Origin of the sequence: Curtobacterium pusillum, assembly GCF_007680845.1 — a bacterium.
In the GTDB taxonomy this organism is placed as follows: Bacteria; Actinomycetota; Actinomycetes; order Actinomycetales; family Microbacteriaceae; genus Curtobacterium; species Curtobacterium pusillum_B.
In genome coordinates this window covers 225,294-240,032 of the sequence record NZ_VEIY01000006.1, presented here as the reverse complement: position 1 = coordinate 240,032, position 14,739 = coordinate 225,294, and the positions used below count along the sequence as shown (strand labels likewise).

17 protein-coding genes and 1 tRNA gene are annotated in these 14,739 nt (G+C 71.1%); 7 read left to right on the top strand and 11 right to left on the bottom strand.

Translation table 11 applies throughout. The features are described 5' to 3' along the window. Positions 1–37: 37 nt before the first annotated feature. From FS825_RS14290 to FS825_RS14280, 3 genes are all read right to left on the bottom strand, one after another. Entirely contained in the window at positions 38–1,378 is a 1,341-nt protein-coding gene (locus tag FS825_RS14290; protein WP_144714145.1) for a sensor histidine kinase, read from the bottom strand. A gap of 64 nt (positions 1,379–1,442) precedes the next feature. Next, on the bottom strand, positions 1,443–2,120 hold the full coding sequence (locus FS825_RS14285; RefSeq protein ID WP_144714143.1) for a response regulator transcription factor: 678 nt from the start codon (positions 2,118–2,120) through the stop codon (positions 1,443–1,445). 120 nt (positions 2,121–2,240) lie between these two features. After that, positions 2,241–2,840 carry a TetR/AcrR family transcriptional regulator gene (locus tag FS825_RS14280; RefSeq protein WP_144714141.1) on the bottom strand — a complete coding sequence of 200 codons (600 nt, stop codon included), beginning with the start codon at positions 2,838–2,840 and terminating at the stop codon, positions 2,241–2,243. A gap of 126 nt (positions 2,841–2,966) precedes the next feature. On the opposite strand from FS825_RS14280, the gene FS825_RS14275 reads away from it, so the two are divergent. Genes FS825_RS14275 through FS825_RS14265 form a run of 3 tightly spaced genes read left to right on the top strand, consistent with a single transcriptional unit; the run spans position 2,967 to position 4,857 of the window. Further along, entirely contained in the window at positions 2,967–3,563 is a 597-nt protein-coding gene (locus FS825_RS14275; RefSeq protein WP_144714138.1) for a DUF6230 family protein, read from the top strand. Further along, positions 3,563–4,051, top strand: coding sequence for a DUF6114 domain-containing protein (locus FS825_RS18715; protein ID WP_186377255.1), 489 nt, complete (start codon positions 3,563–3,565; stop codon positions 4,049–4,051). Before FS825_RS14275 ends, FS825_RS18715 begins: the two co-directional genes overlap by 1 nt. After that, positions 4,048–4,857 carry a hypothetical protein gene (locus FS825_RS14265; protein ID WP_144714136.1) on the top strand — a complete coding sequence of 270 codons (810 nt, stop codon included), beginning with the start codon at positions 4,048–4,050 and terminating at the stop codon, positions 4,855–4,857. The genes FS825_RS18715 and FS825_RS14265 overlap by 4 nt, the downstream gene beginning before the upstream one ends. A gap of 79 nt (positions 4,858–4,936) precedes the next feature. On the opposite strand, the gene FS825_RS14260 is transcribed toward FS825_RS14265, so the two are convergent. The 4 genes from FS825_RS14260 to FS825_RS18705 all read right to left on the bottom strand — a co-directional run bounded on the left by FS825_RS14260 (position 4,937) and on the right by FS825_RS18705 (position 7,115). Beyond that, positions 4,937–5,149 (bottom strand): SCO4848 family membrane protein, encoded by a 213-nt coding sequence (locus FS825_RS14260; protein ID WP_144714135.1) that lies wholly within the window; start codon positions 5,147–5,149, stop codon positions 4,937–4,939. A 144-nt stretch (positions 5,150–5,293) separates the two neighbouring features. Beyond that, complete coding sequence (locus FS825_RS14255; protein WP_144714133.1) at positions 5,294–6,220, bottom strand: hypothetical protein; 927 nt, start codon at positions 6,218–6,220, stop codon at positions 5,294–5,296. Further along, on the bottom strand, positions 6,217–6,678 hold the full coding sequence (locus tag FS825_RS18710; protein WP_186377254.1) for an ImmA/IrrE family metallo-endopeptidase: 462 nt from the start codon (positions 6,676–6,678) through the stop codon (positions 6,217–6,219). The genes FS825_RS14255 and FS825_RS18710 overlap by 4 nt, the downstream gene beginning before the upstream one ends. Next, entirely contained in the window at positions 6,675–7,115 is a 441-nt protein-coding gene (locus FS825_RS18705) for a hypothetical protein (RefSeq protein WP_186377253.1), read from the bottom strand. Before FS825_RS18705 ends, FS825_RS18710 begins: the two co-directional genes overlap by 4 nt. Positions 7,116–7,198: 83 nt before the next feature. Between FS825_RS18705 and FS825_RS14245 the strand changes: the two genes are divergently transcribed. Further along, positions 7,199–7,849: an IMPACT family protein gene (locus FS825_RS14245; RefSeq protein WP_144714129.1), complete on the top strand. Its 651-nt coding sequence runs from the start codon at positions 7,199–7,201 to the stop codon at positions 7,847–7,849. 114 nt (positions 7,850–7,963) lie between these two features. Here FS825_RS14245 and FS825_RS14240 read toward each other — a convergent pair. Then, positions 7,964–8,039 (bottom strand) — tRNA-Lys (locus tag FS825_RS14240). Between the two features lie 93 nt (positions 8,040–8,132). Between FS825_RS14240 and bcp the strand changes: the two genes are divergently transcribed. Continuing rightward, positions 8,133–8,603 carry a thioredoxin-dependent thiol peroxidase gene (gene bcp / locus FS825_RS14235; RefSeq protein WP_144714127.1) on the top strand — a complete coding sequence of 157 codons (471 nt, stop codon included), beginning with the start codon at positions 8,133–8,135 and terminating at the stop codon, positions 8,601–8,603. Between the two features lie 72 nt (positions 8,604–8,675). Here the strand turns inward: bcp and FS825_RS18700 are convergent, their stop codons facing one another. Beyond that, on the bottom strand, positions 8,676–9,098 hold the full coding sequence (locus FS825_RS18700; protein WP_186377252.1) for a hypothetical protein: 423 nt from the start codon (positions 9,096–9,098) through the stop codon (positions 8,676–8,678). 258 nt (positions 9,099–9,356) lie between these two features. Between FS825_RS18700 and FS825_RS14225 the strand changes: the two genes are divergently transcribed. After that, the gene (locus FS825_RS14225; RefSeq protein WP_022904217.1) at positions 9,357–9,605 is read left to right on the top strand and encodes a WhiB family transcriptional regulator; all 249 of its coding nucleotides are present in this window, start codon (positions 9,357–9,359) and stop codon (positions 9,603–9,605) included. A gap of 188 nt (positions 9,606–9,793) precedes the next feature. On the opposite strand, the gene FS825_RS14220 is transcribed toward FS825_RS14225, so the two are convergent. After that, positions 9,794–11,293: a sensor histidine kinase gene (locus FS825_RS14220; RefSeq protein ID WP_144714123.1), complete on the bottom strand. Its 1,500-nt coding sequence runs from the start codon at positions 11,291–11,293 to the stop codon at positions 9,794–9,796. 114 nt (positions 11,294–11,407) lie between these two features. Between FS825_RS14220 and FS825_RS14215 the strand changes: the two genes are divergently transcribed. Beyond that, a complete protein-coding gene (locus tag FS825_RS14215) occupies positions 11,408–11,821 on the top strand; it encodes an Rv3235 family protein (protein ID WP_144714121.1) in 414 nt (137 codons plus the stop codon). A gap of 69 nt (positions 11,822–11,890) precedes the next feature. Here FS825_RS14215 and secA read toward each other — a convergent pair whose 3' ends face one another. Further along, complete coding sequence (secA, locus tag FS825_RS14210) at positions 11,891–14,671, bottom strand: preprotein translocase subunit SecA (protein WP_144714119.1); 2,781 nt, start codon at positions 14,669–14,671, stop codon at positions 11,891–11,893. Between the last annotated feature and the right edge of the window lie 68 nt (positions 14,672–14,739).

Genomic DNA, 14,739 nt, shown 5'->3' with positions numbered 1-14,739 from the left:
GGCGAGGAGGTGCTGAAGCAGGCCTGAAGCGACCTGTTCACCCACCGAGCGCGATGCGGACGACGAACCGGGCCCCGCCCAGCGGCGAATCCGTCACGGCCACCGTTCCCCCGTGCGCGCGGACGGCCTCCTGCACGATGGCGAGGCCGAGCCCCGCCCCGCCGGCGTCCCGACTCCGGGCCTCGTCGAGTCGCACGAACCGGTCGAACACGCGGTCGCGCTCGGCGACCGGGACACCAGCACCGTCGTCGTCCACGGTGAGGACAGCGAGCACGCCGTCCTCGGCGAGCGCCACGGCCACCCGTGAGCGGGCGTGCCGGACGGCGTTGTCGACGAGGTTCTGCACGACCCCGGTGAGCACCCGCTCGTTCCCGACGACCCGCGCCGCCCCGACCGCGGACGCGTCGACGTGCACCGGGTCCGGTCCGGGGACCTGTCCGGGAGCGTCCGCCCCGGCCCGCGCCCGCGCCCGTGCCCGTGCCCGTGCGACCGCCGCGAACGCCAGGTCGTCGAGGTCCACCGGCCGCCGCTGCCCGACACCGCCCTCGTCGAGGCGCGAGAGTTCCAGCAGTGCGGTCACGAGGTCCTGCAGCCGGAGCGCCTCCGAGCGCACCACCTCGGCGAACCCGGTCACGTCCGTGCGCTCCGGGTGCGCGGCGGCGACCTCGGCGTGCTGCCGGATGGTGGCGATCGGCGACCGCAACTCGTGCGAGGCGTCGGACACGAACCGCCGCTGTCCCGCCGCGGCGCGGTCGAGCCGGTCGAGCATGCCGTTCATCGTGTCCGCCAACCGGGCGATCTCGTCACCGGAATCGGGCACCACCACACGCGCGTCCGGGCGGGCGGCTCGGATCGCTTCGACCTCGCCCCGCATCCGTTCGACGGGGCGCAGCGACCGACCGGTGACGGCCCAGGTCACGAGGCCCATCACCAGGACCAGCACGGGGACCCCGACGGCGAGCAACCCCACCGCGGCACCGACGGCGGTGTCCGTCTGCTCGAGGGACACTCCGTAGACGAGCGTCGCGTCGCCCCCACCGGGCAGGTCCACGTCGTCCGCGACGAGGAGCCACTCGTCGCCGTCGTGCGTCCAGCGTGACTCGTCGGTGGTGGGGAGCGCCGGCGGATCGGCGTCGTCACCGTGCGCGAGCACCGAACCGTCGTCGCCGACGACCTGCACGAGGACGTCCTCGTACCCGCTGCCCGCCCCAGCACCGTCCGTCTCCACACGAGCGGATGCTTGCTCGAGCCCGGCCTCCGCGGCGGTGCGCACGCCGTCGAGGAGCACGAGGCGCAGGACCACGACGAACGCGGCGGCCCCGACCAGGAGCGCCGCGAGCACGACGGCGACCGCACCGAGCGTCGTCCGGGCGCGCACCGACCGGAAGCGTCGCCGGCCCGGGCGACCACCCGGCCGCGCGGGGTCACCCGGGCGTGCGGGATCACCCACCGTCGGCCGCCAGCCGGTACCCCGCGCCCCGCACGGTCTCGATCGCCGCCCGTCCGAAGGGCCGGTCGACCTTCCGACGCAGGTGCCCGACGTAGACCTCGACGATGTTGGGGTCGCCCTCGAAGTCGACGTCCCACACGTTCTCGATGACGTCCCGCTTCGAGCACACCTCGCCCGGCCGCCGCGCGAGGAACTCGAGCACCGCGAACTCCCGGCTGGTCAGGTCGACGGCGACACCGGCCCGGGTGACGGTGCGCGCCGCCGGGTCGACGACGAGGTCACCGACCGTCAGGACCGCCGGGCGTTCCCGTGCACCCCGGCGCACCAGGGCACGCAGCCGGGCGACGAGGACGGGGTGCGAGAAGGGCTTGGTCACGTAGTCGTCGGCTCCGGCGTCGAGGGCCTCGACCTGGTCCCACTCGCCGTCCTTCGCCGTGAGCATGAGGACGGACGTCCAGTCCCCGCCGGCCCGCAGCTCGGCGCAGACGGCCCAGCCGCTCCGGCCGGGCATCATGAGGTCGAGCACGATCGCGTCGTAGGTGAACTCGCGCGCGTGCCAGAGGCCGTCGACGCCGTCGTGGGCGACGTCGACCGCCCACCCCTCGGCCTCCAGGCCGCGCCGGACGCCGTCCGCGAGTCGGACCTCGTCGTCGACCACGAGCACACGCATGCGACGATCCTGCCGTGCGCCGCTGAAGCGGGCCTGAAGCACACTGGACGCGCGCGCCCTGGACGCCACCAGGGGACGGACGGGAGGCGCGGTGCGGGCCGGCACCGCGCCTCCCGTCCGTCAGTCGGTCGCGTCCAGGGCCCCGACCACCGCGACCGCGCTGCGCACCAACAGGGCGGTGAGATCGACGGCGGAGCGTTCGTCGTGCGTCGGTACCTCGTCGAGCATCTCCTCGACGAAGGCGACCCACGACCGCAGCGCACTCCGCAGGAGTGGGCGGTCCTCGTGCCCGAGCTCGAGGAACACCGCGATCACCCGGCGTGCGTTCTCGTCGCGGGCCTCGTCGGTGAGGGCGCGCACGTCGGCATCGCCGGCGGAGGCGCCGCGGACGAGCGCGTGGAAGGTGCCCCGGTGTTCGGCGACGAAGGCGACGAAGCGCCGGAGGGTGTCGTCGAGCCGCGCCAGGGGTTCGAGCTCGGGCCGGGGTTCCGTCGCGTGCAGCATCGCGTCGCGGGCCGTGCGGACGATCGCCTCGTGCAGCCCCTGCTTCGTGCCGAAGTAGTGGAAGAGGAGACCACGGGACACACCTGCGGCGGCAGCGAGGCGGTCGATGGTGATGTCCTCGAGCGGCTCGTCCACCAGGGTCGCGACGCCGAGGGCGACCAGCTGCGCACGGCGCTCGTCGGAACGCAGGCGGGAACGCTGGCGGTCGTCGGGCACGCCTGGAGCCTACCGACGCGAGGTGACCGTCCCCCGAACGAGTCACGCCACTGTTGACCTGTGGTCAACAACGGGTCTAGCGTGGGCTCCGGTCGGGACAGAGGGGTCGCGACCCGAGGAGGAACGATGCAGTTCACCAAGCTCACCCGGTCCCACGCCGGCCGGATCACACTCGTCGCCGTCCCCGTCGGCGTGCTCACCGCGATCGCGCTCGGCGGCGTCGCACAGGGGGCGGTCCCGGTCTCGTTCTCGGTGTCCGGGCAGCAGTTCCAGATCAGCGCGGACAAGCTCGAGGGACAGCAGTTCTCGCAGTACGCCGGCGTCGCGAAGGACACCGCCGGCAACGACCGCCAGGTCGCGATCGCCAACATCGGTTCGGCGACGCTCGCGAACCTCTGCCAATCCGTCACGACCGAGACCCCGATGGGGAAGGTCGGCGTGGTGATCACGGCCGGCGGCGGGAAGACGCCGGCGTCCGCGAAGGACCTGCAGATCGGCATGACCGACCTCAAGGGCGACGCCGAGTTCCACGACATCCGGATCGGCGTCGACGCCTCCACCGTCAAGGGTGACCAGAAGGGCAGCGCCGGGGACTTCGCGCAGGACGCCGACTCCCTGACGATCGACGGCGTGCAGCAGACCGCCTGGTCGACGACGGCCGGGACCTTCACGCTCACGGGCATGCACCTGCAGCTCACGGACGGCTCGAAGAGCTGCTTCTGATGAGCGCGCACGCGGTGGAGACGCCGACGCCGTGGCGGCGGTTCCGGAACTGGGCCGCCGCCCGGCCGTTCACGGGCGGGCTCCTCCTGGTGCTCGGCGGGATCGAGCTGTTCTGCTCCGGCCAGCTCGACCTCGGGAACATCCGGATCCAGTTCGGGATCGAGGGCCTGCAGGCGACCGTCATCCCGATCGCCCTGGTCGCACTCGGGGTGCTCGTCGTGTGCTCCCCCGCGCAGCGCGTGTTCTACGGCATCGTGGCGCTCGCCCTCGCCGTGTACTCGCTCATCGGCGTCAACCTCGGCGGGTTCGTGCTCGGGATGCTGCTGTCCGCGGTCGGCGGGATCCTCGTCGTGGCGTGGATGCCGCGCCGGGCGCCGGACGACGCCGACGGGTCGGGCTCGTCGGACTCGTCCGGATCGGCTGGCGCGTCGGGGTCGGCTGGCTCGTCGGGGTCGGCTGGCTCGGCCCCGCGCCGGGAGGCCGCGTGAGGCGGCACCGCCACGCCGCCCTCGCCGCGGGTGCCGTCCTGGTCGTCGCCGGCGCCCTGTCCCTCACGGGCGGCACGAGCGCCGAGGCAGCCGGCCTCTGCATCCCGCTGCTCATGGACTGCCGGACGCCCGCACCGACCCCGACACCGTCCCCGTCGACCACCCCCACCCCGGAGCACACCGACCCGGAGCACACCGACCCGGCGCACACCGACCCGGCGCGTCCGTCCGAGCCGGGCACCTCGACCCCGTCGTCGCCGGGTCCCGGGACGGATTCGGGTTCCGGCCCGGCCTCCGGCGGCGACGGTGACAGCGCCGATCCTGCTCCGTCGGCGTCCGACACGCCGGACCCGGCGTGGGGACCGGCCACCGCCGACGACTCGACGGTCTTCACGCAGCCCGCGGCGCAACTGAGCAGCTCGTCGATCGAGGTCGGCGGGCTGTCCGGGCTCGCCCTCGTCCGGGTCCCCCTCGCCGACGGGTCCGAGGAGACGGTGCTCCGGCTCACTGCGGACCGCGTCGCGATGGACGACTTCACGCTGGACGTGCGCGGCGAGTCGAACGGCACCTCGGCGGTGACGACGGACGCGCGGATGGAACTCCGCGGACACGTGCGGGTGTACCTGGACTCGGTCACGGCCGAACTCCCGGGCGGGAAGCACCTGACGCTCGGCGCGGACACGCCGCCGCCCGGGGGCGAGCTGCCCACGACGTGGGCGCGGGTCGACCTCGGGCTCGTCGGCGCGACGGCCGACGCGATCACGCACACCGGGTCGGACCTGCGGGTGCGGCCGGGCGCGGGCTGACGGGGCGCGGGGCGGACGGGAGGCTCGGTGCGGGCTGGCACCGTCCCTCCAGGCACGGCCGTCACCCCGCTGGCGCGGGTCAGACCAGGAGGAGGATCCCCGCGACGACCGCGGCGACCGCGATCACCAGCGCGATGACGAGCAGCACGAAGTGCACCGTCCAGAACGTCGTCGGCTTCCCGGCCGCGTCGCGCGCCCGGGGGTCCTTCGCCACCCGCTGGAAGAAACGCGGCCAGGTGACGACGTTGAAGACGGCACCGATGAACAGGACGAGGGCTGCGAAGACGGTCACCAGACGATCCTAGGCCGGTGGTGCTCGGCCGCCCCCAACGCGGCCGAGTCCCACCTCGCGCACCACAGGATCTGTAGCAACTGCTACAAACTCTACATGCCGCCCGCGACGGCGTCGAGCCGCGCCTCGGGATCGGTGACTGCGCTACGCCGCCTCGAGCGCGGCTTCGGCGTCGGCGAGGGCCGCACGCTCGGCGGGGCTCAACGGCTGGCGGGCACGCCGTGCTCCGTCGTTGATCTCGACGATGAGCCGGCTGAGGCGCGTCGCGGGGTCCCCGGAGTCCGGGTAGGCGTTGTCGATGCCGATCCGCTCGTGCAGGGGGACGAGTCGGCGGAGCGCGACCTCGACCCGACGGGTCCGTCGGCGCCGGGACACCTGGTGCCCGATCACGAGCAGGAGCATGCCGGACGAGACGCAGATCACGGCCCCGGGGGTCGTCACGTCGTACGGCAGAGCGAGGGCATGGGTGCGTGCGAGGTCGCCGAACACGTGGGCGAGGTCCATCACCACGACGACGACCATCCGGACGACGCCGAGCACACCGCCGACGACGAGCACCCACAGGCCGACGAGGTCCGTGGTGGTCCGGGCCTCCGCCAGGTGGAGCACGCAGATGAGACCGGTCGCGCCGAGTGCCACCCCGAGGTACACCGTCTGGGCGATCGAGTACACGGTGGCCGCGGGGTGCTGGCCGGCGTCGAGCATGAAGGTCGTGGTGGTCGGGGGTTTGTCGAGCACGACGAACGCCACGACGATGACCACCACGACCACCACGCACGTCACGACGATCGCGTTCCGGAGCCACGGACGCGCCGCGCCGACAGCCTTCGCCACGCCCCAGAGCAGCGTGCTGGTCCCCGCGACCATGAGGCAGTCGCTCACCACCGTGACGACGTTGAACCCGCCGACCAGCGGATCGAGCCACCGGTAGAGGGGGTCGACGTTCGTGACGATCGTCGCCGCGAACAGCAGGAACGTCACCGCCAGCGTCCGGTCCTGCCCGCGCTGGAGCACGAAGAGCGTCACCGTGCCGGCGACGAGGAGCACCGCCTGGACGAGGGAGACGATCACCCGAACACCCCGCGGAACGCGCTCGGACGGTCGCGGTGGCCGCGGATGAGCCCGGCGAGCTGGTCGGCGAAGACCTCGGCCTCGTGCTCGTACTCGTTCGAGAACAGCCCGCGGGCGAGGGCCCGCTCGACCTTGTACTCCGGCAGGTCCGGGATGACGTCGCGGATGTACGCCGACTGCGGGGCGTGGTCCTGGTGGCGGTGCAGGATGTGCCCGAGCTCGTGGCCGATCACGAACGACCGGAACGTCCGGGACGCCGTGGGCGAGATCATCACGAGGTGCTGCCGCTCGAGGGTCGCCACGAAGCCGCACACCGGTTCGGCGGCGAGGAACTGTTCTTCCCGGACGACGATGGGCTTGCCGACGACGGCGGCCGCAGCGGACACGGCCTGGTCGACGTCCGACCATCCCTCCGCGGCACCGCGGGCCCAGAACGCTTCGACGAGGGACCCGGTCACACGACGCTCCCCCGCTGGGACTCCTCCTCGAGGACCTCCGCGATGCGGCGGAGCGCTTCCGGCGAGAGTTCGCCGGGGAAGGTCCGCGCGGCGAACCCGCTCACACGCGCCGAGCGGAGCGACCGGACGAGGGCGAGCTGCGCGCCGATGCGCTCGGGGACGTCGCTGTCCTCGAGCAGGAAGCGTTCGTCGACCTCGAAGAACCCGGCGAGCAGGCGCAGGAGGACGGTGTCCCGGTTGCGGCGACCGCCGCCGGAGATCATGTACGTCCACTTGGCACGCGACAGGGACCCGCCCTGGGCCGCCACGTACTCTTCGATGACGGCGAAGGGCACCGGCGACCCGCGCTGCGCTTCCTCGAAGTCGAGCAGCAGGTTGAGCCGGCGCGCGAGTTCCGCCGCGTCGAGGGCGCCGCCCTTCGGATCTGCTGTCGTCATGTCGATCGGACTCCTCCCCAGCCGCACGTCGTGCAGGACATGCTAGCGCGGCCGCCGCACCCGGCGCGGCTACCCTCGGGAGGGTGCCCGCCCGCTACCCGTCCACGATCGCCGAGCCGGTGGAGCACGAGATCACGATCACGAAGTCGCGGTTCATCACCACCGTCGCACCCGTCACGAGCGTCGCGGATGCCGACCGGCTGATCGCGGAGGTCCGTCGACGGCGCTGGGACGCCCGGCACAACTGCACGGCGATGGTCACCGGGGTGCTCGGGGACCAGGCACGGTCGTCCGACGACGGCGAACCCTCCGGGACGGCCGGCGTCCCGATGCTCGAGGTCCTCCGTCGGCGCGGACTCACCGACGTCGTCGCCGTGGTGACGCGGTACTTCGGCGGCGTCAAGCTCGGCACCGGCGGACTCGTCCGCGCCTACTCGACGTCGGTGTCCGAGGCGTTGGACCGGTCGTCGCTCGTGCAGCGGCGGGCGCTGACCCGGGTGACGGTCGACGTGCCGCACGCCGACGCCGGGCGGATCGACAACGTGCTGCGGGACTGGGTGCGTCACCACGAGGCGACGCTCGGCGACCCCGTGTACGGGGCGGCGGCGACGTTCGAGCTGTGGGTCCCGCAGGAGGCGATCGCGCCGCTCCGGGCCGACCTCGCGGCCCAGTCGGGCGGCGTGCTCGACCCGGTCGTCGGCGAGGAGCGGGTCGTCGACGTACGGGCGCCCTGACCGTCCGATCGACCGCCGAGATCGCGCTCCGATCGCCGTCCGGGCGTGTCACGACCGTGCCGACCGCGGGCCACGAACGACGAAGGCCCCGACTGTGTCAGTCAGGGCCTTCCGTGGTGCACCCCCTCGGACTTGAACCGAGAACCCACTGATTAAGAGTCAGTTGCTCTGCCAATTGAGCTAGAGGTGCATGTTGCGCTTCGCTGCTGCAACGGGAAACAACAATAGCATGGGTTTCGCGCGCGCTCGACCACTCGTGCGCAATGGACCGAACAGGAGCCCCATGACCGACCGCCTCGTCGCCGGCGACACCGCACCCGACTTCACCCTCCCGGACCAGGACGGCACCGAGCACTCGCTCTCGGCCCTGCGCGGCCGCAAGGTCATCGTGTACTTCTACCCGGCTGCGTCCACCCCGGGCTGCACCACCGAGGCGTGCGACTTCCGGGACAACATGTCGTCGCTCCAGGCGGCGGGCTACGAGGTGCTCGGCGTCTCCAAGGACGACCTGCCGGCGCTCAAGACGTTCCAGCACGAGCAGGCACTCACCTTCCCGTTGCTGAGCGACCCCGACCTCGCGGTGCACAAGGCGTACGCGGCGTGGGGCGAGAAGAACAACTACGGGAAGGTCGTCACCGGCACGATCCGGTCCACGATCGTCGTCGACGAGGACGGCCGCGTGCAGCTCCCCCTGTACAACGTGAAGGCGACGGGGCACGTGGCGAGCCTGCGGAAGAAGCTCGGCCTGGTCTGATCCCGGCCCTCGATGGGACGGGAGGCGCGGTGCCAGCTGGCACCGCGCCTCCAGTCCGTCAGGGGCGAGCGTCTACTCGACGGGACGGGCGAGCGCCTCCGTCACGGGGCGGGACAGCACCAGCGTGATGCCAAGGAGCGCCGGGACGAGCAGCAGCCACCCGATCGCCGGCACGCGGAAGACACCCTGGAACGCGCCGATCGCCAGCGCACCCTGCATCACCTGCCACACGATGATCCCCGAACGCACCCACGGTCGGCGGTTGCGGAGGCCGACGCACAACGCACCGAGCCAGAGCGCGGCGATGGCGGTCAGCAAGGTCAGCGCGATGCCGGACGCGAGGCTCGTGGCCGGCGCGACGACGAGCTCGACGACGAGGACGACCGTGAGCACGACGAGCGCGGCGAACTCGATCCCCACGACCACGAGGAGCGCGACGAGCGCGGGCGACCTCCGCTGCACGGGCTCGGGGTCGTTCGGGGTGGTGTCGGGCACAGCATTCCTCCAGCGTCGGAACCCTTGATTTGGCCCTACCAGTATGGAACGATATTGGAGGTCGTTTGGACGGCACGATGTGGTGTGCGTCTCCCGTGGTTCGACGCTCCTCCCCCGAGCGTTCTGCGGGCGTCAGACTCGCTTCCAGCGGACTCCTCCCCCACGGGTGTCCCATCGTGCTCAGCATGCGCAGCGTTCCGATCCCCGAACCACGGCCCCGGCCTGCCGTTCGAGCATCGATTTCAAGGAGCACCACACATGGACTGGCGTGACCAGGCAGCCTGCCTCACCGCGGACCCCGAGCTCTTCTTCCCCGTCGGGAACACCGGACCGGCCGTCGACCAGATCGAGAAGGCCAAGTCGGTCTGCGCTCGGTGCACGGTCACCGAGATGTGCTTGCAGTACGCACTCGAGAACAACCAGGACTCCGGTGTCTGGGGCGGTCTGAGCGAGGACGAGCGCCGCGCGCTGAAGCGCCGCGCCGCTCGCGCTCGTCGCGCTTCCTGACGCTGCACCGTCCGCGCGCCTGACGCCCGCCGTCCCCTCGGGGCCGGCGGGCGTCGTCGTGTGCGGGGTGCGGCGTCGGCGCGGGGTGCTGCGCTGCCGGAACCAGGTTCCGGACACAGCACCACGCATCTTCGCGGTGCTGTGTCCGGAACCAGGTGTCGCGCGCCGGCCCGACGCGCGCGGGGGCGCTACGCGGCGGCGGTCAGCCAGCGGAACGGGATCGTGATCGTCACCTCGGTGCCGCTGCCCGTGAGGGTGTGCCAGTCGATCGTGCCCCCGAGTTCGCCCTGGATGAGCGTGCGGACGATCTGCGTCCCGAGCCCCGACCCGACCTTGCCCTCCGGTAGACCCCGGCCGTTGTCGCGGACCTGGATGTCGAGGTGGTCGTCGAAGCGCTCCGCCACGATCTCGACCTCACCGTCGCGGCCGTCCAGCCCGTGCTCGACGGCGTTCGTGACGAGCTCGGTGAGCCCGAGCGCGAGCGGGGTCGCCGCCTCCGAGGGCAGCACCCCGAACTCCCCCGTCTTCTTCGGGCGCACCGTCGTGTTGTGCGACGCCGCCACCTCGGTGACGAGCTTGAGGACGGAGTCGAAGACCTCGTCGAAGTCGACGTTCTGACTGAGGCCGCTCGACAGGGTGTCGTGCACGACGGCGATCGCCGCGACCCGCCGCATCGCGTTCTGCAGTGACGTGCGGGCTTCTTCGGAGTGGGTCCGACGTGCCTGGATCCGGAGCAGCGACGCGACCGTCTGCAGGTTGTTCTTCACGCGGTGGTGGATCTCGCGGATCGTCGCGTCCTTGGTGATGAGCTCGCGCTCCTGGTGGCGCATCTCGGTGACGTCGCGGCAGAGGACGACCGCGCCGATCCGCTCGCCGTGGTCGCGCAGCGGGATCGACCGCAGGGACACGGTGACGCCCTTCGACTCGATGTCGGCTCGCCACGGGGCTCGGCCGGTGACGACGAGCGGGAGGGACTCGTCGACCTCGAGCTGCGCGCCGATGAGCTCGGTGGTGACCTCGGCGAGGGACTTCCGCTCGAGCTCCCCCTCGAAGCCCATGCGGTTGAAGGCGCTGAGCCCGTTCGGGCTGGCGAACGTGACGATGCCGTTCGTGTCGAGGCGGAGCAGCCCGTCGCTCGCGCGGGGCGCACCACGACGGGGACCGGCCGGCGCACCGAGGTCGGGGAAGTCGCCGGTCGAGATCATGCCGAACAGGTCGTTCGCACTCGCGGTGAAGTTGAGCTCCTGACGGCTCGGCGTGCGCGATTCGTCCTGGTTGGAGTGCCTCGTCACGACGGCGATCGGGCGGTCGGTGGTCTCGGCGCTCTTCGCGCTCAGGCGGCGGAGCACCGGGATCGCCCGCACCCGGGTCGGGGTGTCCTCGTACCAGTCCGGCTCGGCGGAGTCGACGACCCGCGAGCCGACGAAGCACTCGGTGACCTGCTCGCGCCACTCCTCGCGGATCTCCTGGCCGACGATGTCGCGGTAGAAGAGCGTCGCGGCGGAGCTCGGTCGGGCGTGCGCGACGGCCACGAACGAGCCGTCCTCGGCCGTCGGCACCCAGAGCACCATGTCGGCGAAGGACAGGTCGGCGAGCAGCTGCCAGTCCCCGACGAGCAGGTGGAGCCACTCCACGTCGGCTTCGGAGGAACGGCCTTGTGCGAGGACGAGGTCACTGAGGGTCGACACCCGCTCAGTCTAGGTGCGGAGCACTGTGGACAACTTCGACCTCTCCACAGGTCGACCCTTCGGTATTTCGCATGTTGTACTCGCCATACGCTCAGCCCGACGAAAGGGGCAGGGGTGGCCGAGGAAGCACGCCGGATCGACGACACGAGCTCGAGGGCGGAGGTCGAGCCGCTCCGGGCGGTCCCCCCGCCGACCGACGTCGAGGACGCGGCACGCGCCCTCGGGCTGTGCGTTGCCGAGATCCTCACCGGGGCCCGTGAGGTGGACAGCATCGCGCGGTGGATCACCGACGACGTGCACCGGCACCTGCAGCAGCGCGCGGCCGTGGCCGCTCGGGCACGGGCGCTCGCCGGGAGGACGCGTGGCCGGGCCTCGCTGCGGGCGGGGAGCGTCATCGTCTGCCGACCGACGGAGGGTGTCGCCGAAGCCACCGTCGTGGTGCACACGCGCAGTCACGCCCGGGCCGTCGCGATGCGACTCGAAGAGCGGCAGGGGCGATGGCGCGCAACAGCGGTCGGGGTGCTCTGAGCGCGACCGGGAGACGGACTGGAGGCGCGTGCCAGCTGGCACCGCGCCTCCAGTCGGTCAGGACCGACGTCAGTTCTTCTTGGCGGCCTGACGACGCTCGGCACGGTTGCCCGCTGCGGCCTGGCCGGACGCCGTGGCGGCGCTGCCGAACGCGGAGCCCTGCTCCGGACCGGCAGCCGCCTCGGCCTCGGCCTGCGCCTTCTGCGCACGCGCCGTGGCGGCCTGCTCGAGACGACCGCGCTCGTCGCGGACCTCGACCTCGCCGTCGATCGACGGCGCCGAGTACTCGAGCCCGGAGACCTCGTCCTCGTTGAGGCCCTTCGCCTCGATGACCGCGTTCTCGCCGTCCGACTGGACCTGCACCTCGAGGTTGAAGAGGTACCCGACGGACTCTTCGCGGATCTGGCCCATCATCGTCTGGAAGAGCGCGTACCCCTCGCGCTGGTACTCGACCAGCGGGTCGCGCTGTGCCATCGCACGGAGGCCGATGCCGTCCTTGAGGTAGTCCATCTCGTAGAGGTGGTCGCGCCAGCGGCGGTCGATCACCGAGAGAACGACGCGGCGCTCGAGTTCGCGCATCGCCTCGTCGCCGAGGAGTTCCTCGCGCTGCTGGTAGGCGAGCTTGGCGTCGGACAGGATCTCGCGGCCGAGGAACTCCCGCGTGGCCTTGCCCTTCGAGCCGGCCTCGGTGATGACCTCGTCGATGGAGATCGAGATCGGGTACAGCGTCCCGAGTTCGGTCCACATGGCGTCGAGGTCCCAGTCGTCGGCGTTGCCCTCGGCGGTGTGGCTGTCGATCACGTCGTCGACGACGCTCTTCAGGAACGTCTGCGCGCGGTCGTGGATGTCGTCGCCTTCGAGGATGTGCCGGCGGTCGCTGTAGATCGCCTCGCGCTGGCGGTTCAGGACGTCGTCGTACTTGAGGACGTTCTTGCGGATCTCGGCGTTGCGGCCCTCGACCTGCGCCTGTGCCGACCGGATCGCACGCCCGACGAGCTTGTTCTCGATCGCGAGGTCGTCCGGGACGTTCGAGCGGCCCATCAGGCTCTCGGCGGCGCCGGAGTTGAACAGGCGCATGAGGTCGTCGGTGAGCGACAGGTAGAAGCGGCTCTCGCCCGGGTCGCCCTGACGGCCGGAACGACCACGCAGCTGGTTGTCGATGCGGCGGGACTCGTGCCGCTCGGTGCCGAGGACGTACAGGCCGCCGGCGTCGCGGACCTTCTCGGCTTCTTCCTTGATCTCGGACTTGACGCGCGAGAACACGTCGTCCCACTCGGCCTCGTACTCGTCCGGCGTCTCCGTCGGGGACAGGCCCTTGGCGTGCATCTCCTGCACGGCGAGGAACTCCGAGTTGCCACCGAGCATGATGTCGGTCCCGCGACCGGCCATGTTCGTGGCGACCGTCACGGCGCCGAGGCGTCCGGCCTGCGCGACGATGGCGGCTTCCCGTGCGTGGTTCTTCGCGTTGAGGACCTCGTGCTTGACGCCCTTCTTCGCGAGGAGCTTGGAGAGGTACTCCGACTTCTCGACGCTCGTCGTGCCGACGAGGACCGGCTGGCCCTTCTCGTGGCGCTCGGCGATGTCCTCGGCGACCTGCTCGAACTTCGCCTTCTCGTTCTTGTAGACGAGGTCGGTCTGGTCGATGCGGACCATCGGCTTGTTCGTCGGGATCGGGACCACGCCGAGCTTGTAGGTCGACATGAACTCGGCCGCTTCGGTCTCGGCGGTACCGGTCATGCCGGAGAGCTTCTGGTACAGGCGGAAGTAGTTCTGCAGCGTGACGGTGGCGAGGGTCTGGTTCTCGGCCTTGACCTCGACGCCTTCCTTCGCCTCGATCGCCTGGTGGATGCCCTCGTTGTAGCGGCGGCCCATGAGGATGCGGCCGGTGTGCTCGTCGACGATGAGGACCTCGCCGTTCATCACGACGTAGTCCTTGTCGCGCTTGAACAGGGCGACGGCCTTGATCGAGTTGTTGAGGAACGAGATGAGCGGGGTGTTCGCCGACTCGTAGAGGTTGTCGATGCCGAGGTAGTCCTCGACCTTCTCGATGCCCGGTTCGAGCACGCCGACGGTGCGCTTCTTCTCGTCGACCTCGTAGTCCTCACCCGGGGTGAGCCGTGTGGCGATCGACGCGAACTCGGTGAACCAGCGGTTCGCCTCGCCCGAGGACGGACCGGAGATGATGAGCGGCGTCCGGGCCTCGTCGATGAGGATCGAGTCGACCTCGTCCACGATGGCGAAGTAGTGCCCGCGCTGGACCATGTCGGACGACTGCCACGCCATGTTGTCGCGCAGGTAGTCGAAGCCGAACTCGTTGTTCGTGCCGTAGGTGATGTCGGCGGCGTACTGCTCACGACGCTCGGCCGGCGACTGGTTCGCGATGATGCAACCGGTGGACATGCCGAGGGCGCGGAAGACGCGGCCCATGATCTCGGACTGGTACGACGCGAGGAAGTCGTTGACGGTGATGACGTGCACACCGCGCGACGGGATGGCGTTGAGGTACGCGGCCGTCGTCGCGACGAGGGTCTTGCCCTCACCGGTCTTCATCTCGGCGATGTTGCCGAGGTGGAGCGCGGCGCCGCCCATGAGCTGCACGTCGAAGTGCCGCATGCCGAGGGTGCGCTTCGCTGCTTCCCGCACGGCCGCGAACGCCTCGGGCAGGAGGTCGTCGAGCGTCTCGCCGTTCGCGTAGCGCTCGCGGAGCTCCTTGGTCTCGTCCTGGAGCTCCTCGTCGGTGAGACTCGCGAAGTCGTCCTCGAGGTCGTTGATGGCCGAGGCGTACGCCTTCAGCCGACGGAGGGTGCGTCCTTCACCGATGCGGAGGACCTTCTCCAGCACGTTTGCCACGTGAGCTCCTTACGAGATCGTCTCGCGCGACCTGCGCGATGCGAACAGCCAGTCATGCTAGCAACCCG

What these genes read in the sequence shown, in the direction of transcription:
- FS825_RS14285 (WP_144714143.1), bottom strand. Translation starts at nt 2,120, where the DNA reads ATGCGTGTGCTCGTGGTCGACGACGAGGTCCGACTCGCGGACGGCGTC.
- FS825_RS14275 (WP_144714138.1), top strand. Translation starts at nt 2,967, where the DNA reads ATGCAGTTCACCAAGCTCACCCGGTCCCACGCCGGCCGGATCACACTC.
- FS825_RS18715 (WP_186377255.1), top strand. Translation starts at nt 3,563, where the DNA reads ATGAGCGCGCACGCGGTGGAGACGCCGACGCCGTGGCGGCGGTTCCGG.
- FS825_RS18705 (WP_186377253.1), bottom strand. Translation starts at nt 7,115, where the DNA reads ATGACGACAGCAGATCCGAAGGGCGGCGCCCTCGACGCGGCGGAACTC.
- bcp (WP_144714127.1), top strand. Translation starts at nt 8,133, where the DNA reads ATGACCGACCGCCTCGTCGCCGGCGACACCGCACCCGACTTCACCCTC.
- FS825_RS14225 (WP_022904217.1), top strand. Translation starts at nt 9,357, where the DNA reads ATGGACTGGCGTGACCAGGCAGCCTGCCTCACCGCGGACCCCGAGCTC.